We start from the raw sequence: 23,041 nt of genomic DNA on the forward strand, positions 1-23,041 counted from the left end.
TGAACGGAAACTCAGAAAATGAAAGATCCATTTAACTCAGAGCAAGAAAAACCTGAAAATGAATCAATTTTAAAAATAAAAGAATCAATTAAAATTACAGATAGCCTAGTTGCATCAAGAAAAATATTTATAACGGGAGAAATAAACCACAACCTAGCCTACAATACAGCTAGAGAACTTCATGCGTTATCTCATATTAGCGACGATCCAATATTTATTTTTATCAGTTCTCCAGGCGGACACGTTGAGTCAGGGGATATGATCTATGACACTATAAAATTCATAAAACCAAAAGTTTTTACAATAGGATCCGGGTGGGTCGCTAGCGCTGGCGCACTGATATATGTAGCGGCTGATAAGGAAAATAGATACTCCCTACCCAACACTCGCTTTCTTCTCCATCAACCATCTGGTGGCTTTCACGGTAGAGCAGAAGATTTCGGCGCCTACTCAAAAGAAATTAGCTTTATGAAAGAGCGACTAAACAAAATATTCTCAGACGCCACTGGGCAACCCATAGAAATAATCAGACAAAATACAGAGCGCGACTTTTGGTTAAGCGCCGAAGAGTCAGTAAAATATGGACTGGTCCACAAAATAGTGACCTCTGAACATGAAATATTCTAAAACTTGCCGGCTTAAACAAAAATCTCATTTCTCATCCTTCGGCGAAAACTCAAAGAATGCGAAAATTTTAGAACAGAAAAAATCTTATACGATAAAAACCATAGACAACTTAGGCTATGACGAAAACCTAAATAAATGCAGTGATTTTCTGAACCCCCTTTCTGGTCCGTTCAGCTTGAAAGGAGCAAAATTTGGTGAAACCATTGCGCTAAATATAGAAGGCATTATACATACTCGTGATATTGGACTTTCATCTTGTGGACTTCTACCTACCCATTTAGATGAAACACTAAAAAAAGATGTTCTCGGTGAGCCAGTCATTTTTTGGAAAATTGAAGATGAATTTTGCTATCCCATTAAAGGCCGCCAAATTGATCGCTCAATCGCTTTGAGAAAGTCTCTAATGATCGGTTGTTTAAGAAGTGCTGAAAATCTTGGTGAAGCCTCCTTAAGCTCGTTGGATGTGGACCAATATGGCGGCAACTTTGATTGCAAGCTTTTTAAACAGGACGCATTAATTTTTCTACCCATTAGAAATGACAATGCTGAGTTTTATATAGGAGACGTTCATTATTGCCAATCCGATGGCGAAGTCGGCGGAACGGGCATAGAAGTTACAGCTGAAATAACATTTTCAGCAGAGGTCTGCAGTGCCCCCATACACAAGGGCCTACACGTCACTGTAGATAACCTCGTATATTTTATGGGCGTCGGATCGACCATAAACGACGGGATAGCCAAGGCTTTTTCACAAGGTTACGAAGCATTAACTCACAAAGGAATTAATGACAACCTAACTAGACTACTACTGGCCCATGGAAGCACATTACAGCTTATAAAAATTGGATATCCAAATATTGTAGCGATAGGTATAGAGTTAAAATACTTTTCATAGGCATTGGGGAGCAATCCATGAACGCCATCACAACTCCAAATATAAATATCGCCAAATAACTATTTTTAAACATCTCAGAACGTTTGTGGAAAAGCTTTGACTATTTACTAAAGAAAAACAGTCTAAACGATATGCCTTTTGCGGCATTAATAAATCAATTTCGAGACTCAAAAAAAGCACCTCCATTTTTCTTTGCCGCTCACCATATTATTTTAAATCATTGTACAAACAGAAATCCCATCTACAACTCTGCAGCATCTGAATTACTTAAAATTAATGCTCACACCAATTACAAAAAACTGTCCATAAACCCATTCTTGAAATCAACTAGCTCTCAAGAGTCAATCTGCCTTAACGCGATATTTTCCGACATTAGACATACTTATGGAAATGATGACTTCTTGCCTATTGCGTTTGACAGTCCCGAGCAGTCCTATCCTACAAAGCTCATGATTGAGTCAGCCATCGACATCATAAAAACCGCCGCACCCTCACTTTATGATGAAATTGAATTTATCATTGAGGAAATAAGAATATTCAGCTCTGGAAACATTAGAGCCGGGTCAAACTTTAATACACTAGGCCTCATCTACATCAGCCAGCAAGAAGAAACAGATGATGTGTCGAGGTATATTGAACATGTCACTCACGAATCAGCTCATAACTTATTGTACGCACACTGGACAATCGATCCAATTTTCAACAATCATTCAGAACAGCTCTATTACACCCCTTTCAGGAATGACAAACGGCCTTTAAGCGCAATATTTCACGCTATGTTTGTCCTCGCGAGAACGGTATACATCTTTGATCAAATTCATCGTAGCTCACCGCACAGCCTAAACTTCAAAAACATTAAAACAAACTATAATGAACGTGGAAACCCCGCTTCATTCAGAACTAAATTCTTACAGACCGCCAGCATTATTTCGAAAAATGCAAAACTCACGATCTACGGCCAAGAAATTTATAATGGCTGCCTGCAAATGGTTGAAGATTGTGAGTTAGAAATATGAGAAAACCAATCGATACCTAACTGTTGGTAGTTATATTTTAACCCGCGAAACCAGAGTTTTTAGGCTTCCTTTTACTTTTATATAAATAGTTCCTCTCCACCCTTTCCAAGTGAATGACCGTTTTCTTGTATTGGCGATGTGGGAGGCCCCTCCCACATTGGTTCTGCAAAACTCTCCCAACCGTTATTTGGAAACCGGCATCGCAAACTCCGCGCCCTGTTCGATGCTCTCCGACCAGCGCTGCATGATCGACTTCTGCTTGGTGTAAAAGCGCACGCCCTCAGTGCCGTAAGCATGCATGTCGCCGAACAGGCTCCTCTTCCAGCCACCGAAGCCGTGCCAGGCCATCGGCACTGGGATCGGTACGTTGATGCCGACCATGCCCACTTCGATGCGTCGCGCAAATTCGCGGGCGATGTGGCCGTCGCGGGTGAAGCAGCTGACGCCGTTGCCGAACTCGTGGTCGTTGACCAGCTTTACCGCTTCGGCGAAGTCATTCACGCGCACGCAGGCCAGTACCGGGCCGAAGATTTCTTCGCGGTAGATGCTCATCTCTTTGGTCACGTGATCGAACAGTGTCGCGCCGAGCCAGAAGCCGTTTTCCAGGCCCGGTTCGCTGGGCACGTAGTCACGCCCGTCCAGCAGCAACTGTGCGCCGGCCTGCACGCCTTGTTCGATGTAGCCGCTGATGCGTTCCAGGGCGGCGCGAGAGACGATGGGGCCCATCTCGGCTTTAAGGTCGCGGCCATCAGTGATGCGCAGGTGCTTGGCGCGTTCGGTCAGGGCGGCGATGACTTTGTCACCCACATCGCCCACCAGCACCGCCACGGAAATCGCCATGCAGCGTTCGCCGGCACTGCCATAGGCGGCGCCCATTAAGGCGTCGACGGTTTTTTCGATGTCGGCGTCGGGCATTACCACCATGTGGTTTTTCGCACCGCCCAGGCCCTGCACGCGCTTGCCGTGGCGCGCGCCGGTTTCGTAGATGTACTGCGCAATCGGCGTGGAGCCGACGAAGCTCACGGCCTTGACATCGGGGTGTTCGATCAGCGCGTCCACCGCTTCCTTGTCGCCCTGTACCACGTTGAACACACCCTTGGGCAGGCCGGCTTCACGCAGCAACTCGGCCATGAACAACGACGCACTCGGGTCGGTCGGGCTGGGTTTGAGGATGAAGGTGTTGCCCGCCGCGATGGCGATGGGGTACATCCACATCGGCACCATCACCGGGAAGTTGAACGGCGTGACGCCGGCCACAACGCCCAGGGGTTGGCGCATGGTCCAGTTGTCCATTCCCCGGGAAACCTGGTCGGAATGCTCGCCCTTGAGCAGGTTGGGAATGCCGCAGGCGAATTCGAGGATATCGATGCCACGGTCGACCTCGCCCTGGGCGTCGGTGAACACCTTGCCGTGTTCGGCGACGATGATGCGCGCCAGGTCGTCTTTGCGTTCACGCAGCAGGTGCAGGTACTGGAACAGCACGCGGGCGCGGCGGATCGGCGGGGTGTCGGCCCAACCGGCGAAAGCGGCCTGGGCGGCGGCGACGGCTTCGGACACAGTCTGTTGGCTGGCCAGCGCAACGCGAGCGGTTTTCTCGCCGGTGGCCGGGTTGTAGACATCCTGATAGCGATCATCGCGGGAAACGCGCTGGTCGTTAATGTAGTGCTCGATGGTGCTGGTCATGGCAGTCGATCCCGGTGGGTAGCGTTGGGACACACCTTAGGCTTTCGCTTTGTTTCGAACCAGAGCAGAATCCAGAACTTATTGTCCTTACAGATGAACAATCCAGGCATGGAAAAATCCGAGATCGAAGGCTTGTGGACCCACATACACTGGCTCTCCGTGCTGGAAGAACACGGCACCTACACCGCCGCCGCCGCGCGTCTGGGGGTGAGTAAGTCCGCCGTCAGCCAGCGGATTTCCGACCTGGAAAAAGCCACCGGCACCCGCCTGGTGACGCGCACCACCCGCAGCGTGCGGCTGACCGAGGCCGGGCGATCATTGACCCGCGACGTGCGCAGTGCCTATGAGCAGATCGCTCGCAGCTTTTCGTCGGTGCGCGACGCCGCCGGGGAAATCCGCGGCCTGGTGCGCCTCACCGCGCCGGTGGCGTTTGCCCGCCAGCAATTGGTGCCGCACCTGTCGGGGTTCCTGCAGCAATACCCGCAGGTGCGAATCCAACTGGACGTGTCCGATGCCCTCAGTTCACTCGCCGCCGAGGGCTATGACCTGGCGGTACGTCATGGTTTTCAGGTGCCGGAAACCCATGTGGCCTGGAAGCTGTGCGACACCGGATCGGTGCTGGTCGCCACCCAGGATTACCTGCAACGCCACGGCGAACCGCGCGAGCCCGGCGAGCTGTCGGCGCACAACTGCCTGTTCTACCCGCGCGGCAGCGACCAACCGGCCTGGACCTTCGAACGCAACCACAAAACCGTCGAACGCATCACCGTGCCCATCGCCGGCAGCTTCGCCACCAACAATAGCGAAGCCTTGCGCGATGCGGCCCTGCACCACCTGGGCATCGCCCTGCTCCCCGATTTCAGCGCCCACGCCGCGCTGGCCAGCGGCAAACTGGTACAGGTGCTTAAAGGCTGGACCCTCAAGGGCGCGTTTGCCGATGAGATCTATTTGATCCGCCCGTACTCACCCCATGTGCCCAAGTCGGTAAGTGCGTTGGTGGGATATCTGAAAGGCAGGCTATCCGGTGGGTTTGCATTCAAAGGGTAATATTTATCCGTTGCCAGAAAGAACTAAAAGTCCATAATGGACAAATTAGTTTACGCCGGAGACACCCATGCTCACTCCTCCTTTTGTGATCGACCAGACCCAGGCCCGCCAACACCTGGACCGCCTCGACGTACCGCAGATCCTGCGGGCGCTGTTCCGCGACCTGGCCGCCGGGCACGCGGTGCAGCCGGCGCAACAGCTCGTGGCATTCCCCCACGGCGCCGGTGACTTCATTAACTACCTCGGTGTGCTGGCCAATGAGGGGGTGTATGGGGTCAAGACTTCGCCCTACATCGTGCGCGAACAAGGGCCACTGGTGACGGCGTGGACGCTGCTGATGTCGATGCACACCGGCCAGCCGTTGCTGCTGTGCGACGCCGCCGAACTGACCACCGCACGCACGGCCGCCACCACGGCGCTGGCGGTGGACGCACTGGCCGCTCCGCAGGCCCAACGCTTGGCGATTATCGGCAGCGGCAAAGTAGCCCAGGCCCATGTGCAGTATGTGAAGAACCTGCGGGACTGGCAGAGCATTCGTGTGTTTTCGCCGAGCGCGGTCACGGCCAATCACGACACCCTCCATTGCCTTGACCCGCGCCTGAGCGTCGCCGCCAGCTGCGAGGCGGCGGTGGACGACGCCGACGTGATCCTGCTGTGCACTTCCTCGGCAGGCCCCGTACTCGACCCGGCGCGCCTGAGTAAGCCGGCGCTGATCACCTCCATCAGCACCAACGCACCGCGCGCCCATGAAGTGCCGCCCCACAGCCTCACGAACATGCAGGTGTTCTGCGACTATCGCCAGACCACCCCCGCCGCGGCCGGTGAAATGCTGATCGCCGCCGAACAGCACGGCTGGCACCCCCGCATGGTGCTCGGCGACCTGCCCGAGCTGCTCAGCGACCTGGCGCCACGCCCGACCTATGATCGCCACGTCTTCTTCCGCTCCATCGGCCTGGGCCTGGAAGACATTGCCCTGGCCAATGCCCTCTGGAGACAGCTATGAACCACGCGGACTACATCATCATCGGCGGCGGCATTGCCGGAGCGTCCACGGGGTTCTGGCTGTCGCCGCACGGCAAGGTGATCGTGCTGGAACGTGAAAGCCACCCGGCCTATCACTCCACCGGGCGTTCGGCGGCGCTCTATACCGCCGCCTACGGCACCCCGCAGGTGCGCGCGCTGACCCTGGCCAGCCGCGACTTTTTCGACCACCCGCCCGCCGGTTTCTGTGAACACCCGTTGCTCACGCCACGGGGCGAAATGACCGTGGACTTCACCGGCGACCCAGCCGAATTGAACGCGCAATACCTCAGCGCCAAGGCCACCGTGCCCCAGGTCGTGCAGCTCAGCGTCGATGAAGCCTGTGAGATGTTACCGATCCTGCGGCGGGAAAAAGTCCACGGCGCACTCTACGACCCGACCGCCAGCGACATCGACACCGACGCCCTGCACCAAGGCTATCTGCGCGGTATCCGGCGCAATGGCGGCGAGGTGCGTACCGACAGCGCTGTGCTGGGGTTGAGTCGCGAACGTGCCGGCCTTTGGCAGGTCAGCACCGGGGACGCCACCTTCACCGCGCCGATCATTATCAACGCCGCCGGCGCCTGGGCCGACCTTATCGGCGAGCTGGCCGGCGCGGCGCCCATTGGCCTGCAACCCAAGCGGCGCTCGGCGTTTATCTTCGCCGGCCCCGAAGGCGTGGACAGCCATGGGTGGCCGATGCTGGTGGCGCTGGACGAAGCCTTCTACATGAAGCCCGACGCGGGCATGTTCCTCGGTTCGCCGGCCAATGCCGACCCGGTGCAGGCTCAAGATGTGCAGCCTGAAGAGTTGGATATCGCCATGGGCATCTACCAGATCGAAGAAGCCACCACCTTGAGCATCCGCCGCCCCACCCGCACCTGGGCCGGGCTGCGCAGTTTTGTGCACGATGGCGATCTGCTCAGCGGCTTCGATCCCCAGGTGCCGGGGCTGTTCTGGGTCGCGGCACAAGGCGGTTACGGCATTCAGACCTCACCGGCGATGGGCCAGGCCAGCGCGGCACTGGTGCGCGGAGCACCGCTGCCGCAGGCACTGACCCGCTTCGGGCTGGACGCTGGTATGCTCTCCCCCGCCCGCCTGGAGCCCCATTGATGAATACCGCCGAACACGACAAGGCCCTGCAGAATTTCCGCGCGATTGCCGACGCCATCGCCACGTTGTTTTTCCCACATGCCGAAGTGGTGCTGCATGACTTGCGCACGCAGACCGTCGATTACATCGCCAACAACCTGTCCAAGCGCGCCATCGGCGATGATTCGGCGCTGGAGGACCTGCTCAGCGATGACGTCAGCGAAGTAAATATCGGCCCGTACGAAAAGCTCAACTGGGACGGTCAGAAAATCCGCAGCCTGAGTACCGTGCTGCGTGACACCCAGGATCGTCCGCTGGCGGTGCTGTGCATCAACCTGAACATCTCGCTGTTCGAAAACGCCAAGGCCGCGCTGGACCTGTTCCTGTCGCCGAGCAAACTGATTCCACAGCCGGATGCCCTGTTTCGCGATGACTGGCAGGAGCGTATCAACACCTTCCTCCACGCCTGGATGCGCGAACGCCAACTGAGCCTGAACCTGCTGACCCGTGACCACAAACGCGAACTGGTACTGGCGCTGCATGCCGAAGGCGCGTTCAAGGGCAAGAGTGCCTCGAACTACGTGGCCAATGTGCTGGGCATGGGGCGGGCGACGGTCTACAAGCACTTGAAGGAACTCAAGGGCTGATCGAATGGGGTCACGGGCCTGATTGCAGTAGTGACTGACATTTATCGGGGGCAAGCCCCTCCCACACTTGGAGCACCGGGCATCAGCCATACCCTTTGGAAGGGGGCTTGTCTGTGGGAGAGGGCTTGCCCCCGATGGCGCCCTTTCAGTCGCCGTAAATATCCGACTTGAAGTACCGCTGTGAGATTTTCTGATACTCCCCACTGGCGCGAATGCCGTCGATGGCGCTGTTGAGTTCGCTGACCAACGCGCTATTGCCCTTGCGCACCGCGATGCCCGCGCCTTCGCCCACGTATTTCGGGTCTTTGAGTTCCGGACCGACGAAGGCGTAGCCCTTGCCGCGTGGCATCTGCAGGAAATCGTTCAACGGGATGGTGTCGGCAAAGATCGCATCCAGGCGCCCGGCCGCCAGGTCCATGTAGATTTCTTCGTTATTGCCGTAGCGCTTGACGTTGATGCCCTTGGGCTCGAACACCTCGGTGGCGTAACGGTCGGTGGTGGTGGCGCGCTGTACCCCGACGGTCTTGCCCTTGAGGCTGGCGTACTGGTCATCCACCACCGCGCCTTCCTTCATCACCAGGCGCGAGGAGGTGAAATAGTATTTGTGGGTGAAGTCCACCGACCTCTTGCGGTCTTCATTGATGGTCATGGACGACAGGGCCATGTCGATTTTCTTCACTTTGAGGGAAGGAATCAGGCCATCGAACTCACCTTCGACCCACACACACTTAACCTTCATCTGCGCGCACAACGCATTGCCGATGTCGTAGTCGAAGCCGACGATCTTGCCCTCTTCGGTCTTGGAGGCGAACGGCGGATAAGCCGCCTCGATGCCGATGCGCAGGGTTTTCTCAGCGGCCAGCAAATGGTTGGCGGCAAGCGGGCTCAAGGCCAGGGCGGGGATCAGCAAGCGTTTCTTCATGGGGGTGTCTCGCAGGTTGTTGTTGGTTTGGCAAGAGTGAAGAAAAATGCAACGCAGTTTTTTGTACTTATAAATCCATACTGGACTTTTATGTACATCACGTCAATTACACACCGCTGCGACGTTTCCCCATGCACTATTTTGAACGTTCGCATGCCCCGCTCCCTCAATACTGAAGGACGACCTGGAGGCAAGCGCCATGGCAGCAAACAAGCGTGAAGCGTCGCAACCATCCGATTGGGATGCGCAATTGGCTAGAAACACCGAATTGTTCTTCGAAGCCGACCGCCTGGAACAGGCGGCCTACGACATCATCGGCACCAGCCTGGCGGATGCCGCCGCGTGGCTGCGCTTTACCGAAGCCAAGCAGGTCGCCGACGCCAAGCGCACCGAGGCGTATCAGGACCTGATGCGCATCCGGCGCGCCATGGAGCAGGAGCGTTCGCCGGCGCCAAAATCCGCAGAGCAAAAAAAACCCGGCGGCGCATGACTGCGTCGTCGGGCAAACGAAGCGACCAGCTTCAGTAACGCGGTTTGACGGCCTTCCAATCCGGTTGATAACGCTGCATCTGTTTCACATCGTCGCGCTGACGAATACCGCAGCTCAGATACTGATCATGCAGCTTGCCCAATTGGCCATGGTCCAGTTCCAGGCCCAGCCCCGGAGCGCGGGTGATCTGCACACAACCATCGACAATCGGCACTTTGCCGCCCTTGATCACCTCTTCGTCCGGCGCCTGCCAGGGGTAATGGGTGTCGCACGCGTAGTCCAGATTGGGCACCGCGGCCGCCACATGGGCCATAGCCATCAGGCTGATGCCCAGGTGCGAGTTGGAATGCATCGACACGCCCAGGCCGAAGGTCTGGCACATCTTCGAAAGCACCTGAGTGTCACGCAGGCCGCCCCAATAGTGGTGGTCGGCGAGCACAATCTGCACGCTGTTCAGCGCCACGCTGCGGCGGAACTCATCGAAATCGGTGACCACCATGTTGGTCGCCAGCGCTAACCCGGTGCGTTTGTGCAGGTCGGCCATACCGTCGAGGCCGGGGGTCGGATCTTCGTAATACTGCAGGTCGTCGCCCAGTAACTCGGCCATGCGTATTGCCGTGTCGAGGGACCAGTTGCCGTTCGGATCGATGCGCAGCGGCACGCCCGGGAAGGCTTTTTTCAGCGCCTTAATACACGCCACTTCATGCTCGGGGTCCAGCGCCCCGGCCTTGAGTTTGATGCTCTTGAAACCATAGGTGTCGATCATGCGCCGCGCCTGCGCGACGATCTGCTGCTCATTGAGCGCCTCGCCCCAGGGGTCGGGTGCGTAGGGAGCACCAACGTGCTCGGCATATTTGAAAAACAGGTAGGCACTGAACGGGATGCGCTCGCGGATCGCCCCGCCCAGCAGGTCCACCAACGGCACGTTCAAGGCGTGGGCCTGGAGATCGAGCAAGGCCACCTCGAACGCCGAATACGCATTGCTGACTGCTTTGCTGGCATGGGAGCCCGGCGCCAATTCCGCTCCGGGCAGACTCGCCGGCGTATGGGCCGCGACGGTAGCCTGGACGATAGCGCGCAAGCCGTTGAGATTGAACGGGTCGAGGCCGATCAGCTGCGGCTGCACCCGTTGCTGGATCGCCAGTGCCGGCGCATCGCCGTAACTTTCGCCAAGGCCGATGTAGCCGGTGTCACTCTCCACCTCGATGATCGAGCGCAGTGCGAACGGTTCATGGATACCGCTGGCGTTGAGCAACGGCGGGTCGCGAAAAGCAATCGGGGTGACGGTAACGCGGACAATTTTCAAGAGACGGCTCCCTGCAGGCCTGAGCGCATGGCGTGATGATCGGTGGAAGGTTCGGCAACGGCAGGCTTGACGCTCACCGCGTTAACAGGCGCACCGGCACGCGGCGCGGTGCGTGCAAAAAACACCAGCACCGCCGCCACCAGCGAAGTCGCGGCCAGGCCATACAAGCCGCCCTCGATGGAGCCGGTGGTCTGCTCGAGCAATCCGAACGTGGTGGGCGCGACGAAGCCACCGAGGTTGCCCACCGAATTGATCAAGGCAATCACCGCCGCCGCGATCCGCGCGTCCAGGTAACCCTGGGGGATCGGCCAGAACAGCGCCGAGGCGGCTTTAAAACCAATCGCGGCAAAACAGATGGCGACAAAGGCAAACACCGGCCCGCCGATGGTGGACATGAACATGCCGACCGCCGCGATCACCAGCATCAGCGCAACCCAGGCCTGCTGGTGCTTCCACTTGCTGGCCAGGGAGGCGAAACCGTACATGGCGACGATGGAAATCAACCACGGAATCGAATTGAACAAGCCCACCTGGAAGTCCCCCAGGTCGCCCATTTTTTTGATCATGCTCGGCAGCCAGAACGTGGCGCCGTAGATGGTCAGGGCGATCGAGAAGTAGATGAAACAAAACAGCGCGATCTGTTTGTCGGCCAGCAGCTTGAACAGGGATGGACGACTGACCTGGGCGGCTTCACGGGCCTGCTGCTCATGGTCGATGGCGCTGACCAATGCATGCTTTTCCTGCGCGCTGAGCCAGCTCGCCTCGCGGGGATGGGACTGCAGCCAACACCATACGAACCCGCAGAGCACGATGGAGGCAAACCCTTCGATCAGGAACATCCATTGCCAGCCGTGCAGGCTCAGGCCGCTCACGCCCAGCAGCGCGCCCGACACCGGCCCGGAAATCACCGAGGCGATGGCCGAGCCGCTCAAAAAAATCGCCATGGCCTTGCCACGCTCGGCGGCCGGCAGCCACTGGGTAAAGTAATAAATGATGCCGGGAAAAAACCCCGCTTCGGCGGCGCCGAGAACAAAGCGCAGCACGTAGAAGCTGGTTTCGCCTTGTACAAAGGCCATGGCCATCGCGGCCGCGCCCCAGGTGAACATGATGCGCGTCAGCCAGGCCCGTGCGCCGTAGCGTTGCAGTAACAGGTTGGAGGGCACTTCGAAAATCGCGTATCCGATAAAAAACAGCCCGGCGCCCAGGCCGTAGGCCGCCGCGCCAATGCCCAGGTCGGTTTCCATGTGGCTGCGCACAAAACCGATATTGACCCGGTCGATATAGTTAACGATGAACATCACCACGAACAGCGGCAGCACGTGACGTTTGACCTTGGCAGCCGCACGCGCGAGCACGGTGGGGTCCGGCGGGTTGTGGAAGGTATCCAAGGGCGACTCCCGATCATTATTTTTGTAGGGACGCATCGATCATGGACGCCTGGCATTGATCCCGTCTAATCTAACTTGGCATTCGATTGATACCAGGATTAGATCAATGTTTGAGCTGACCCAGCTGCGCTGCTTTACCACCGTGGCCACCGAGCTGAATTTTCGCCGTGCCGCCGAGCGGCTGAACATGACCCAGCCGCCCCTCAGCCGACAGATCCAGTTGCTCGAACATCACCTGGGCGTGGAACTGTTTGCGCGCACTACCCGCAGCGTCGCGCTCACCGCCGCCGGCCGGGCGTTTTTTATCGAAGCGCAGAACCTGCTCGAACGCGCCCAGCAGGCGGCCATCACCGCGCGCCGCTTCGCCGAGGGCGATATCGGCACGGTCAATATCAGCTTCGTCGGCAGCGCGGTGTATGAGTTTCTGCCCAAGGTCATTGCCGAAGCGCGGCTCAAGCAGCCTCAGGTCAAGATCGACCTGTCGGAGATGAACACCTACCAGCAATACGAAGCCCTGCGCGCGCGGCGCATCGACCTGGGCATCGTGCGCGCGCCGTTGCTGGAACCGGGCTATGCCACCGAATGCCTGGTGCGCGAGCCCTTTGTGCTGGCGGTGCCGAGTGCGCACCGCCTGGCCGATGCCGAGGCGGTCAGCGTGCAGGACCTGGACGCGCAACCCTTCCTGATGTACGCCCATGCCGCGTACCCGCCGTTTAACGAGCTGCTTACCGGCCTGCTGCGCTCGGCGCGCGTGGCGCCGGACTACGTGCAGTGGCTGGGCTCGTCCCTGACCATTCTGGCGCTGGTCAACGCCGGCATGGGCCTGGCCCTGGTGCCGCGCTGCGCCAGCAGCGTGGTGTTCAAAAACGTGGTGTTCCGCGACATTGACCTGGGCGAAGGGGCGCAGAGCGAACTGCACCTGATCTGGCGTGAAGGCAACGACAACCCAGCCTTCACCATGCTGCTGGAGGGTATTCGCAACGCCGTGCGGGACGGCTGGGCCTGAGCGCGGCCCGCCTGAACGATCAGGGTGACCGCCGTGCAGTCATCCGATTCTCTCGAATACTTGCCTGATCCTCCGAACTTGCAGGTAATCGCATAGATAGCCCTTGCGCAGTCGACTAGAGTTCGACGATGGGCGACCTATCGCCCTCCCTATAAGAAAACAGTATCCCTAACCGAAGATCAGCAGGTGAGCCAGTCATGGAGCTACGAATCAACCAGAAGACCTATCAGGTCGATGCCGACGCCGACACGCCGTTGCTGTGGGTGATCCGCGATGACTTGGGGCTGACCGGCACCAAGTACGGCTGCGGACTGGCTCAATGCGGCGCCTGCTCGGTGCTGGTTGACGGCAACGTGGTGCGTTCGTGCGTGACGCCGGTGGCCGGTGTGGTGGGCCGTGAGGTCACCACGATCGAAGCGATCGAAGCCGATGAAATCGGCAAACGCGTGGTCAGCGCCTGGGTCGAGCATCAGGTGGCGCAGTGCGGTTACTGCCAGTCCGGGCAGGTGATGGCGGCCACTGCGCTGCTCAAGCACACCCCGGCGCCGACGGTGGAGCAGATCGACGCGGCGATGGTCAACCTGTGCCGTTGCGGCACCTACAACGCCATTCATGCCGCCGTGCAGGACCTGGCGACCGGGAAGGAGCACGCTTGATGAACACGCCTGAACTGATTCCCGGCCTGCCCCTGGGCGAACCGATCAACCTGTCCCGCCGGCGTTTTCTGGCCAGCACCGCCGTGGGCGCGCTGGTCATCGGCTTCGGCCTGCCGCTGGGCGCGTCCAGGGTACAGGCCGCTACCGGTGCGGCCGCCGAACGCGGCACTCAGGTGCCGGCATTCCTGGAAATTCGTCCCGACGGCAGCGTGCGCCTGCTCAGCCCCTTCATGGAAGGCGGCCAAGGCACGCACACCGCCATGGCGCAGATCGTCGGCGAGGAGCTGGACGCCGACCCCGCCACTTTCATCGTTGAAGCGGCACCACCCGGCGACGCCTATGTGGTGATGGAAAACGGCATGCGCATCACCGGCGGCAGCATGTCGGTGCGCATGAGCTACCCGACCATGCGCCGCCTCGGCGCCCTTGCCCGCGCCATGCTGCTGCAGGCCGGCGCGCAACAGCTCGGCGTGCCGGTGGCGCAGTTGACCACCCAACCGGGCCGTGTGGTGCACGCCGCGTCCGGCCGCTCGCTGGGTTACGGCGAGCTGGCCAGCCGCGCTCTGGACATGCCGGTGCCCGATCCGGCCAGCGTCACCCTGCGCGACCCGAGCCAGTTCCGCTGGATCGGCAAACCGGTCAAGCGCGTCGACGCCTACGACAAGTCTACCGGCAAGGCTCTGTACAGCATCGACCTGAAAGTCGACGGCATGCTCCATGCCGCCGTGCAGCATGCGCCGCGCCTGGGTATGACCGTCGGCAGCCTGCGCAACCAGGCTCAGGTCGAGGCCATGAAGGGCGTGCATTCCGTGCATCAATTGCCCGGCGCGGTGGCGGTGGTGGCCGAGCGCTGGTGGCATGCCAAACGCGCGGTGGAAGCGATCCAGGTGGACTGGCAGGAACCGACCGCCGATTCCACCGTGCGGGCGATGCCGGCGGATTTTTCCAGCGACGCTTACCGTGATTTCCTCGCGGCCCAGCAAGGCCCGGCCCGTGACGATGAAAACGAAGGCGATGTGGCCGGTGCGCTGTCGAGCGCCAAAACCGAGGTCGAAGCGACGTACCACAACCAATACGTCAACCACGCGCAACTGGAGCCGCCATCGGCACTGGCGCGCTTCAACCCGGACGGTTCGCTGGACATCTGGCTGCCCAACCAGGCGCCGGACATGTTCCGCGCCGACATCGCCAAACGCACCGGCCTGGCGCCCGAGCGCATCAACCTGCATTCACCGCTGTTGGGCGGTTTTTTCGGTCGGCACTTCCTGTACGACTCAGCCAGCCCTTACCCGCAGGCCATTGCCCTGACCAAGGCGGTGGGTCGCCCGATCAAGCTGATCTGGAGTCGTGAAGAAGAATTCCTGCGCGATGTTTTGCGCCCGGTGGCGGTGGTCAAGTTCCGCGCCGCGCTGGACGCTGACGGCCTGCCCGTGGCCATCGAAGCGGTGAGCGCCACCGAAGGCCCCACCGAAGCCATTGCCGGCAAACAGGGCGACAAACTCGACCCCACCGCCCTTGAAGGGCTGTCGGGCAAGAGTTATGCGATCCCCAACAAGCGCATCGCACAGATCTACGTCAAAGGCCCGGCCATGCTTGGCTACTGGCGGTCGGTGGGCAATTCGCTCAACGACTTTTTCTATGAAGCGTTCCTTGATGAGCTGGCCGACAAAGGCGGTCGCGACCCGTACGAGCTGCGCCTGCACCTGCTGCGCGACAACCCGCGGCTGACCACGCTGCTCAAGGCGGCGGCTGAGTTGTCCGGCGGCTGGAAGCGCGGCCCTTATACCGCCGAAGACGGCACCCGCCGCGCGCGGGGCGTGGCCATGGCCTCGCCGTTTGGCTCGCATGCGGCAGTGATCGCCGAGGTGTCGATCGATAAAGGCCAGGTCAAGGTGCATCACATCTGGGAAGCCATTGACCCCGGCAGCATCGTCAATCCGGCCATCGTAGAGGCGCAGGTCAACGGCGCCGTGGCCCTGGGCCTGTCGCAAACCTTGCTGGAAGAAGCGGTGTACGTGGACGGCAAGCCACGGGCGCGCAACTACGACCTTTACCCGATCCTGCCACCTTCGCGGATGGCCCAGGTGCATGTGAAGATCGTCGAGAGCGGCGAAAAAATGGGCGGCATCGGCGAACCACCCCTGCCGGCCGTGGCGCCGGCGGTAGTCAACGCCGTGGCGCAACTGACCGGCCAGCGCGTGCGCAGCCTGCCATTGAGCCGACACACTTTCAGCTGACCGACCGAGACCGCCCATGAACAACCGATTCGCAAGAACCCTCGGCTGGTTGGCCGTGCCCTGCCTGGTCGCCGCCGGCGCGCTGGCGTGGTACGTCACCCGTCAGCCTGTTACCGCGTTCGAGCAGCCGCAAGCTGCCGAGTTCGACCCTGCGCTGGTCAGTCGTGGCGAGTACGTCGCGCGCCTGAGCGACTGCGTGGCCTGTCACAGCCTGCCCGGCAAGGCGCCGTTCGCCGGCGGCCTGGAAATGGCCACGCCACTGGGCAATATCCACGCCACCAACGTGACGCCGGACCCCACCCACGGCATCGGCCGCTACAGCCTCGCCGACTTCGACCGCGCGGTACGCCACGGCGTAGCGCCCGGCGGGCGGCGTCTGTACCCGGCCATGCCCTACCCCTCCTATGCCAAGCTCAGTGACGATGATGTGCGCGCGCTCTACGCATTCTTTATGAAGGGCGTACAACCGGCGAACCAGGCCAACATCCCCAGCGACATCCCCTGGCCACTGAACATGCGCTGGCCGATTGCGCTGTGGAACGGGCTGTTCGCGCCGAACGCCACGTATGCGACCAAGCCCGCGCAGGACGCGCTGTGGAACCGGGGTGCCTATATCGTTCAGGGTCCCGGCCATTGCGGCAGCTGCCACACGCCGCGCGGCCTGGCCTTCAACGAAAAGGCCCTGGACGAAGCCGGTACGCCGTTCCTCGCCGGCGCGCTGCTCGACGGCTGGTACGCTCCCAGCCTGCGCCAGGACCCCAATACCGGCCTGGGCCGCTGGAGCGAGGCGCAGATCGTGCAGTTCCTCAAGACCGGTCGCAACCAGCACGCGGTTGTGTACGGTTCGATGACGGAAGCGTTCAACAACTCGACTCAGTTCATGAACGACGACGACCTGGCCGCCATCGCCCGCTACCTCAAGTCCTTGCCTGGCGACCCACAGCGCGACGGTGCACCCTGGGCTTACCAGGCCGTTGCCGCCAACGCCCGCACGGACGCTCCGGGCGCCCACACCTATGCCACCCGCTGCGCGTCCTGCCATGGCGCGGACGGCAAAGGCCAGCCCGACTGGATGCCGCCGCTGGCGGGGGCCACCTCAGCCTTGGCCACAGAAACCGCCTCGGCCATTAACATCACCCTCAACGGCGCCCAGCGCGTAGTAGCCGCCGGCGTTCCGGACGCCTATCGCATGCCGGCCTTGCGCGAGCAACTGTCCGACCAGGACATCGCCGAAGTGCTGACCTACGTACGCAGCTCCTGGGGTAACCACGGCGGCGCGGTCGAGGCCAAGGCCGTCGGCAAACTGCGCGAGCACACTGACCCGGCGAGCAGCACGCCGATCATCCTGCAGATGCGCTGAGCTGCGGCGTCAAACCAACGAGCGGGCAAGCTCTGCAGACGCAGAGCTTGCCCGCCAAGGCCGCAGCACTGCCGCGCCTAAAGGCCAACCGCCTCATCCAGAAAACGCATCACGCCTTTCAACGCATATTCAGCGGCGAGTACCTGCACCTGGTCGCGCGAACCGATGAAGCGTTCCTTGCGGCTGAATACCTTGACTGCGCCATTGAGGTGATACGCCCAGGCAAAACACACGGTGCCCGGCGGGATGCCATCGATGCTGTCAGGTCCCAGCAGCCCAGTGGTGGCGACGGCCACCTGCGCAGGGCTATCGCGCAAGGCGCCCTGGGCCATTTCGCGGGCCACTTCGCAGCTGGTGAGGTTGAACGTCGCGATGGTGTAGGCACTGACACCCAACAAGCGTTGCTTGGCTTCTTCGGAATACACCACGTACCCGCACTCGATACACGCACCACTGCCCTCCACCTGCGACAGCAGCGCAATGATCTTGCCGGCCGTGCACGACTCGGCGGTGGTGAGCAGCAGGCGATGTTGTTTCAGGCAATCAACAGTGGCTGCGGCGATTGACATGCACTTCCCTCCTCTGGATAGACAGCGCGCGCTACTCCTTGGAAAGCGAGCGCCGGGTAAAAATTCGGCACCGGACCGCTCCCTATCGGACTCAGCCCTTGCTGTGTTCCGGTGACGATGGCCCTTTGGTTATGCCACGCGGCCCGGCGACGCTCCAGATCACCGCGCCGACAAACGGCAGCAGGATCACCAATGCGGTCCATCCCAGCTTGGTGCGCGAGGTTTTGCTGCTGCGCCAGACACTGTTGATGATCCACAGGTCGAGCAACACCAGGATCACGGCCAGCCCTGCCCAGAAGTAAGTAGTTTGCATACGACACCTCCTAGAGTGAGTGATGCACTGTTAGGCTGCACGCCAAGTCCAGAGGTTCACTTTGCTGATAAGCGAAGCGGCAACTAATCGAAGCGACAAACAGCTAGCAAGTTAATATCAAGCACTGCACTTCAGCGCGCCAAAACTTATACGAAGCGGTGTTAACAACCGGCATTTTGTATAAGTTTTTCCCACTCATTACCGTTCATCGCCATTTTAAAAATTTCTTCAAGCATTTCCGCCACTGGCGTTATCGGAATAAGTGTCCGTTGTTGCAATGGGCATTCACATACCTAACTTGATTAATGTGGAGATGCATCATGCCTACCAGTAATAAAAACCCCGGCAACTTCGCCAACGACCACGAACGCGCATCCGAAGCAGGCCGCAAAGGCGGCCAGGCGTCTGGCGGCAATTTTGCCAACGACCGCGAGAAAGCCTCGGAGGCTGGGCGTAAAGGCGGCCAGCACAGCCACGGCGGCGGCCGCAAGTCGTAAATGCACCAGGATCAAAGCGCTATGTAATCGCAACTTTCGTGACACTTTTAAGCAATGTTCGCGCGTCTCAGCTTGGCGCAAGTTGTGCGTGAGGCCGTGCAGCGCAGATAACTTAAGCGCTTCAGTGAAAGTTGCGTCACCCTTATAAACATGAGGTAAGCGACAATGAGCACTCAAGATAAACAAGGCCAAATGAGCGTCAGCGAAGCGGGCAAAAAAGGCGGCGAGGCAACTTCCGCCAGCCACGATAAGGAGTTTTATCAAGAGATTGGCAGTAAAGGCGGCCAGAACAGTGGCGGCAACTTCAAGAATGATCCTGAGCGCGCCGCCGAAGCCGGCAGCAAAGGCGGTCAGAACAGTGGTGGAAACTTCAAGAACGATCCCGGACGCGCCGCCGAGGCGGGCAGCAAAGGTGGGCAAAGCAGTGGAGGAAACTTTGCCAACGACCGCGAAAAAGCCTCGGAAGCCGGGCGCAAAGGCGGCGAGCACAGCCATGGTGGCGGGCGCAACAGTTGAGGCGCCGATGCAGGGGAGCGGCACCGCTCCCCTGTTTTTTTAACGCTGCTGATGGCTCACGCCCACAGCGCCAGACCTGCCCATACGCGGCCTGGATGTACGCGTTGCCGTTCATTGCCTGAGGAGATGTGTGATGTTTTTACATAACAAGCGACTTCAATACACCGTCCGTGTCGCCGAACCCAACCCGGGCCTGGCGAACCTGCTGCTGGAACAATTCGGCGGTGCCCAGGGAGAGTTGGCAGCGGCTTCGCGCTACTTCACCCAGGCGCTGGCCGAGGACGATCCAGGTCGCAAAGACCTGCTGATGGACATTGCCACCGAGGAGCTCAGCCATCTGGAGGTCATCGGTTCGATCATCGTCATGCTCAACAAAGGCGCCAAGGGTCGCATCGCCGAAGGCGTCGAAGAAGAAGGTGAGCTGTACCGCTCACTCAATGGCGCGGGCAATGACTCTCATATCACCAGCCTGTTGTACGGCGCCGGTTCACCCTTGACCAACTCGGCGGGCGTGCCATGGACGGCGGCTTATATCGACACCATCGGCGAACCCACGGCCGACATGCGTTCCAATATTGCCGCCGAAGCGCGGGCCAAGATTGTGTATGAGCGGTTGATGAACGTCACGGACGACCCTGGCGTGAAAGAAGCACTGGGTTTTCTGATGACGCGGGAAATCGCCCATCAACTGTCCTTCGAAAAAGCCTTGCATGCGATTCAACCCAACTTTCCCCAGGGCAAGCTGCCGGGCATGCCTGAGTTCAGCCACGTCTACTTCAATATGTCGCAAGGCACGGAGGATAAACGCGGCCCATGGAACGAAGGGGACGCGTGGGAGTTTGTGGAAAACCCGCTCCCGGCCGTGGACGGCGGCGACGGCCTTGCCAGCGTGCAACTGAGCGCCGAAGACGAAGCCCGGCTGGATCAAATGAAAGCCCGCACCCTGTCCGACCCGCTCAGCGACCCGGTGACGGGCGCAGATTTGGGTGCCTCGAAGCAGCCGTAACAACGGCGACGGGGGCAGGCCTCACTGCGGCCTGTCCTCGCCTCCCAGGATCGCGGCGCGACACGCGGCCAGGATTTCATCGGCCAACGCCGAGTCGTCCGGGCATGCACGGGACATGATCAACCCACCCAGCACCTGTGCCATCAATGCAAGCGTGCCGGCACGCGAAGCGGTCGGGTCCTGCGCTTGTGCCTCTGCTTTGGCCGCATGCAACACACCCAGTTGGGCTTCGATGCCGGCGGCAAATGCAACGCGAACCTCGTCTTCCTTACGTGCGGCATCACCGCACAACGCCGCCAGTGTGCAACCTGTGGCGCGCTGATCGCGGTGCTCGCGCGACAGGTACACGTTTACGAACGCCTCGGTCGAAGCCCCCGCCGTGCGCGCGGCCGACTGCGCCAGGCCACAGGCTGATGCTTGTGCCATGAGGTCAGCCTTGGACTCGAAGTGTTTGTAGAACCCGCCCTGGGTAAAACCTGCCGCCGCCATCAGGTCAGCGATGCCCACACCGTCATACCCACGCTCGCGAAACAGCGCCGAGGCCGTTTCCACGATGTGCGCGCGATTGGCCTGAGCCTGTTGTTTAGAGACTTTCATGGTCCACCTGAATCTTTTACGTACGTGCCGCAAGCATACATTGATGTCGACCAACATCAAAACATTGACATTTTAGATTTCGGTCGTAATCATTAAGCCCTCTCCATCACCCGCGACACTCTTCAGGAAACTCACCATGACCATGCTCCCTACTGTTCTGATTACTGGCGCCTCCTCCGGCATCGGCGCCACCTATGCCAGGCGCTTCGCCCGTCGTGGCCATGACTTGGTGCTGGTCGCTCGCGACAACGCGCGCCTGGAGGCATTGGCCGTACAGTTACGCGAGGAAAACGGTGTGGCCGTGGAGGTGTTCCAGGCCGACCTGACCCTGGCCGCCGACCTCGCGTCGGTGGAAACCCGCCTGCGCGACGATGCACGCATCGGCATCCTGATCAATAACGCGGGCATGGCGCAGTCCGGAGGCTTTGTTCAACAGAGCGCCGAAGCCGTCGATCAACTGATCGCCCTCAACGTCGTGGCGCTGACACGCCTGGCTGCCGCCGTGGCGCCGCGCTTTGCGCAGGCCGGCAGCGGTTCGATCATCAACCTGGGCTCGGTGGTGGGTTTTGCGCCCGAGTTCGGCATGTCGGTGTACGGCGCGACAAAGGCATTCGTGCTGTTCCTGTCCCAGGGACTGAGCGTGGAATTGGCGGCCAAGGGCGTGTACATCCAGGCCGTCCTGCCCGCCGCCACTCGCACCGAAATCTGGGAACGCGCCGGCATCGATATTAATGCGCTGCCGGAAGTGATGGACGTGGATGAGCTGGTGGACGCGGCCCTGCTGGGTTTCGACCGTCGCGAGCCGGTGACCATCCCGCCATTGCACGTCGAAGGCCGTTGGGACCAACTGGACCAGGCGCGCCAGGGGCTGCTCGCGGATATCCGCCAGGCGCACGCCGCCGAGCGTTATCAGGCGCAGGCCTGAGTCCTATAGCCTGGCCGGGGCCTATGCTTGAGCCTCGGCGTCGATGCACAGATCAATCGCCACGGTATCGAGACGGTCACGTTGCAGGGTCGCCAGACTCTGCAACGTTTTTGCGTGGACGGCGTCCGCGGCGTCCTTGAGTCGTTGCCACTCTTCAAGGCTGATGACGTCGCGCAGCACTAGCTCATCGGCTCGGCTGATCAAGGTCTGGTGGAAGTCATCGGGATGATCCAGGCGATAGCTGTCGTCCTCGAGCAGCAAGTGCCAGCCTCGAATTGCCATTGCCTTGTCGGTTTTCTCCATCGTCACAGGCCCCCTTCATGCCAGCCAGCACCGTGCCTCGCACATCACTTATGCTCATCCGCCTTGCCTTCCTGCATCTGCACGGAGGACTTGGTGGAGCTGCTATTGCCTTTTGTGGCGTTGTCCGAATTGTCGAAGCAGCCGTGCAGCAGGAACAGGCTGCACAAGCCCAGGCACATCGATAACTTTTTCATGATCGTTCACCAGGTAATGAAACAAATGGCCCCGACGCCAGCGCGTTGCCTGCGCCAGCCCTTGTTTAGTCTGGCCGGGAGCACCGGCTATACGTTCAACAAATTCGGCACAGGCCTGACGAGCGGTGACGGCAACACGGCGTTGAAAATCTGAATTATTTGCCCGATGCGCCCTCTGTTTTTCAAACCGCAGGTAGTTGAAGGAGGGGTCTTGAGTGAGCTGAATTGGGTCCAATGGCCTGCCATGGTGGTGACGGTAATCGCGGCCTGGCTGATTGGATCGCAACGACCGGCGCGACGAATGACGGGTTTCTGCTGCTTTATCGCGAGTAACGTGCTGTGGGTAATCTGGGGCGCGTACGCGCAGGCCTACGCGCTGATCGTGCTGCAAATCTGCCTGTGCCTGATGAACCTGCGCGGATTCAGGAAGAACTTTCTGAATCGCTAGCAAGCACGCTTCACCCCGCGTTCCGGCTGCGCTGGTTTTTTCGAAATCCTCGCGCGTTCATGCCCAAAAGAATGCCCTCCAGCAGGATCAGCGCGAACGCCTGGGTGTGCCAGCCCCACACGATCCACAAGGCATTACTGAGGATGAACCCCCAGAATGCAAGCATGCGGCGACGCGGTCGTTGCGAGCCGATAAACCAGGCCGAAATCACCGTCACCACCATGGCAGGCCACTGCACCCAATCCATCAAATCCAAACAAACCTCCTTTGGTAAACCTGCT

At 59.7% G+C, this 23,041-nt stretch carries 27 protein-coding genes and 1 pseudogene; 18 read left to right on the plus strand and 10 right to left on the minus strand.

All coding sequences use genetic code 11. The features are described 5' to 3' along the window. Window positions 1–18 precede the first annotated feature (18 nt). The 3 genes from OSC50_RS14435 (at window position 19) to OSC50_RS14445 (ending at window position 2,538) form a co-directional block, all read left to right on the plus strand. Window positions 19–627, plus strand: coding sequence for an ATP-dependent Clp protease proteolytic subunit (locus OSC50_RS14435; protein WP_181080800.1), 609 nt, complete (start codon window positions 19–21; stop codon window positions 625–627). Then, entirely contained in the window at window positions 614–1,522 is a 909-nt protein-coding gene (locus OSC50_RS14440) for an acetamidase/formamidase family protein (RefSeq protein WP_266248861.1), read from the plus strand. Before OSC50_RS14435 ends, OSC50_RS14440 begins: the two co-directional genes overlap by 14 nt. 131 nt (window positions 1,523–1,653) lie before the next feature. Next, a complete protein-coding gene (locus OSC50_RS14445) occupies window positions 1,654–2,538 on the plus strand; it encodes an aKG-HExxH-type peptide beta-hydroxylase (protein WP_266248859.1) in 885 nt (294 codons plus the stop codon). Window positions 2,539–2,721: 183 nt separating this feature from the next. On the opposite strand, the gene OSC50_RS14450 is transcribed toward OSC50_RS14445, so the two are convergent. After that, a complete protein-coding gene (locus OSC50_RS14450) occupies window positions 2,722–4,221 on the minus strand; it encodes a CoA-acylating methylmalonate-semialdehyde dehydrogenase (RefSeq protein ID WP_266248857.1) in 1,500 nt (499 codons plus the stop codon). Between the two features lie 108 nt (window positions 4,222–4,329). Between OSC50_RS14450 and OSC50_RS14455 the strand changes: the two genes are divergently transcribed. The 4 genes from OSC50_RS14455 to OSC50_RS14470 all read left to right on the plus strand — a co-directional run bounded on the left by OSC50_RS14455 (window position 4,330) and on the right by OSC50_RS14470 (window position 8,027). Then, on the plus strand, window positions 4,330–5,268 hold the full coding sequence (locus tag OSC50_RS14455) for a LysR family transcriptional regulator (protein ID WP_266248855.1): 939 nt from the start codon (window positions 4,330–4,332) through the stop codon (window positions 5,266–5,268). A gap of 67 nt (window positions 5,269–5,335) precedes the next feature. After that, window positions 5,336–6,271 (plus strand): ornithine cyclodeaminase family protein, encoded by a 936-nt coding sequence (locus tag OSC50_RS14460; protein WP_181080796.1) that lies wholly within the window; start codon window positions 5,336–5,338, stop codon window positions 6,269–6,271. Then, complete coding sequence (locus OSC50_RS14465) at window positions 6,268–7,401, plus strand: NAD(P)/FAD-dependent oxidoreductase (RefSeq protein ID WP_266248853.1); 1,134 nt, start codon at window positions 6,268–6,270, stop codon at window positions 7,399–7,401. The genes OSC50_RS14460 and OSC50_RS14465 overlap by 4 nt, the downstream gene beginning before the upstream one ends. Beyond that, entirely contained in the window at window positions 7,401–8,027 is a 627-nt protein-coding gene (locus OSC50_RS14470) for a helix-turn-helix transcriptional regulator (RefSeq protein ID WP_181080794.1), read from the plus strand. Before OSC50_RS14465 ends, OSC50_RS14470 begins: the two co-directional genes overlap by 1 nt. A gap of 145 nt (window positions 8,028–8,172) precedes the next feature. On the opposite strand, the gene OSC50_RS14475 is transcribed toward OSC50_RS14470, so the two are convergent. Further along, entirely contained in the window at window positions 8,173–8,949 is a 777-nt protein-coding gene (locus OSC50_RS14475; protein WP_266248851.1) for an ABC transporter substrate-binding protein, read from the minus strand. Between the two features lie 199 nt (window positions 8,950–9,148). Between OSC50_RS14475 and OSC50_RS14480 the strand changes: the two genes are divergently transcribed. Beyond that, the gene (locus OSC50_RS14480; protein ID WP_181080792.1) at window positions 9,149–9,439 is read left to right on the plus strand and encodes a hypothetical protein; all 291 of its coding nucleotides are present in this window, start codon (window positions 9,149–9,151) and stop codon (window positions 9,437–9,439) included. A gap of 31 nt (window positions 9,440–9,470) precedes the next feature. Here the strand turns inward: OSC50_RS14480 and OSC50_RS14485 are convergent, their stop codons facing one another. Then, window positions 9,471–10,745, minus strand: a complete 1,275-nt coding sequence (locus OSC50_RS14485; protein ID WP_266248849.1) for a glucarate dehydratase family protein — start codon at window positions 10,743–10,745, stop codon at window positions 9,471–9,473. Next, window positions 10,742–12,169, minus strand: coding sequence for an MFS transporter (locus tag OSC50_RS14490; protein ID WP_414704483.1), 1,428 nt, complete (start codon window positions 12,167–12,169; stop codon window positions 10,742–10,744). Before OSC50_RS14490 ends, OSC50_RS14485 begins: the two co-directional genes overlap by 4 nt. A gap of 70 nt (window positions 12,170–12,239) precedes the next feature. On the opposite strand from OSC50_RS14490, the gene OSC50_RS14495 reads away from it, so the two are divergent. The 4 genes from OSC50_RS14495 to OSC50_RS14510 all read left to right on the plus strand — a co-directional run bounded on the left by OSC50_RS14495 (window position 12,240) and on the right by OSC50_RS14510 (window position 17,392). Further along, a complete protein-coding gene (locus OSC50_RS14495) occupies window positions 12,240–13,139 on the plus strand; it encodes a LysR family transcriptional regulator (RefSeq protein ID WP_253506600.1) in 900 nt (299 codons plus the stop codon). A 197-nt stretch (window positions 13,140–13,336) separates the two neighbouring features. Continuing rightward, entirely contained in the window at window positions 13,337–13,795 is a 459-nt protein-coding gene (locus OSC50_RS14500) for a (2Fe-2S)-binding protein (RefSeq protein ID WP_181080788.1), read from the plus strand. Continuing rightward, complete coding sequence (locus tag OSC50_RS14505) at window positions 13,795–16,032, plus strand: xanthine dehydrogenase family protein molybdopterin-binding subunit (RefSeq protein WP_266248843.1); 2,238 nt, start codon at window positions 13,795–13,797, stop codon at window positions 16,030–16,032. The genes OSC50_RS14500 and OSC50_RS14505 overlap by 1 nt, the downstream gene beginning before the upstream one ends. A gap of 16 nt (window positions 16,033–16,048) precedes the next feature. After that, on the plus strand, window positions 16,049–17,392 hold the full coding sequence (locus OSC50_RS14510; protein ID WP_266248842.1) for a c-type cytochrome: 1,344 nt from the start codon (window positions 16,049–16,051) through the stop codon (window positions 17,390–17,392). Window positions 17,393–17,469: 77 nt separating this feature from the next. Here OSC50_RS14510 and OSC50_RS14515 read toward each other — a convergent pair whose 3' ends face one another. Together OSC50_RS14515 and OSC50_RS14520 are read right to left on the minus strand one after the other, a co-directional pair. After that, the gene (locus OSC50_RS14515; protein ID WP_266248840.1) at window positions 17,470–17,961 is read right to left on the minus strand and encodes a CinA family protein; all 492 of its coding nucleotides are present in this window, start codon (window positions 17,959–17,961) and stop codon (window positions 17,470–17,472) included. Window positions 17,962–18,052: 91 nt separating this feature from the next. Continuing rightward, a complete protein-coding gene (locus OSC50_RS14520) occupies window positions 18,053–18,274 on the minus strand; it encodes a PLD nuclease N-terminal domain-containing protein (protein ID WP_181080784.1) in 222 nt (73 codons plus the stop codon). Between the two features lie 344 nt (window positions 18,275–18,618). Between OSC50_RS14520 and OSC50_RS14525 the strand changes: the two are divergent. From OSC50_RS14525 to OSC50_RS14535, 3 genes and pseudogenes are all read left to right on the plus strand, one after another. Then, window positions 18,619–18,771 (plus strand): annotated as a pseudogene (locus OSC50_RS14525) (con-10 family general stress protein); the annotation flags it as partial. A 165-nt stretch (window positions 18,772–18,936) separates the two neighbouring features. Next, the gene (locus OSC50_RS14530) at window positions 18,937–19,287 is read left to right on the plus strand and encodes a con-10 family general stress protein (RefSeq protein ID WP_181080782.1); all 351 of its coding nucleotides are present in this window, start codon (window positions 18,937–18,939) and stop codon (window positions 19,285–19,287) included. 133 nt (window positions 19,288–19,420) lie between these two features. After that, window positions 19,421–20,293, plus strand: a complete 873-nt coding sequence (locus OSC50_RS14535; protein ID WP_181080781.1) for a manganese catalase family protein — start codon at window positions 19,421–19,423, stop codon at window positions 20,291–20,293. A gap of 21 nt (window positions 20,294–20,314) precedes the next feature. Here the strand turns inward: OSC50_RS14535 and OSC50_RS14540 are convergent, their stop codons facing one another. Further along, window positions 20,315–20,890, minus strand: coding sequence for a TetR family transcriptional regulator (locus tag OSC50_RS14540; protein WP_181080780.1), 576 nt, complete (start codon window positions 20,888–20,890; stop codon window positions 20,315–20,317). A gap of 136 nt (window positions 20,891–21,026) precedes the next feature. Between OSC50_RS14540 and OSC50_RS14545 the strand changes: the two genes are divergently transcribed. After that, window positions 21,027–21,815 carry an SDR family NAD(P)-dependent oxidoreductase gene (locus tag OSC50_RS14545; protein ID WP_266248837.1) on the plus strand — a complete coding sequence of 263 codons (789 nt, stop codon included), beginning with the start codon at window positions 21,027–21,029 and terminating at the stop codon, window positions 21,813–21,815. Window positions 21,816–21,836: 21 nt separating this feature from the next. On the opposite strand, the gene OSC50_RS14550 is transcribed toward OSC50_RS14545, so the two are convergent. Together OSC50_RS14550 and OSC50_RS14555 are read right to left on the minus strand one after the other, a co-directional pair. Next, on the minus strand, window positions 21,837–22,118 hold the full coding sequence (locus tag OSC50_RS14550; RefSeq protein ID WP_181080778.1) for a hypothetical protein: 282 nt from the start codon (window positions 22,116–22,118) through the stop codon (window positions 21,837–21,839). A gap of 44 nt (window positions 22,119–22,162) precedes the next feature. Continuing rightward, window positions 22,163–22,312 (minus strand): hypothetical protein, encoded by a 150-nt coding sequence (locus OSC50_RS14555; protein WP_181080777.1) that lies wholly within the window; start codon window positions 22,310–22,312, stop codon window positions 22,163–22,165. On the opposite strand from OSC50_RS14555, the gene OSC50_RS14560 reads away from it, so the two are divergent. After that, entirely contained in the window at window positions 22,311–22,466 is a 156-nt protein-coding gene (locus tag OSC50_RS14560) for a hypothetical protein (protein ID WP_181080776.1), read from the plus strand. The two genes, OSC50_RS14555 and OSC50_RS14560, sit on opposite strands and share 2 nt — an antisense overlap. 57 nt (window positions 22,467–22,523) lie before the next feature. Then, window positions 22,524–22,760 carry a hypothetical protein gene (locus tag OSC50_RS14565; protein ID WP_181080775.1) on the plus strand — a complete coding sequence of 79 codons (237 nt, stop codon included), beginning with the start codon at window positions 22,524–22,526 and terminating at the stop codon, window positions 22,758–22,760. Window positions 22,761–22,770: 10 nt separating this feature from the next. On the opposite strand, the gene OSC50_RS14570 is transcribed toward OSC50_RS14565, so the two are convergent. Beyond that, complete coding sequence (locus OSC50_RS14570) at window positions 22,771–23,016, minus strand: hypothetical protein (protein WP_253506557.1); 246 nt, start codon at window positions 23,014–23,016, stop codon at window positions 22,771–22,773. Between the last annotated feature and the right edge of the window lie 25 nt (window positions 23,017–23,041).

The organism is Pseudomonas quebecensis (genome assembly GCF_026410085.1).
Lineage (GTDB): Bacteria > Pseudomonadota > Gammaproteobacteria > Pseudomonadales > Pseudomonadaceae > Aquipseudomonas > Aquipseudomonas quebecensis.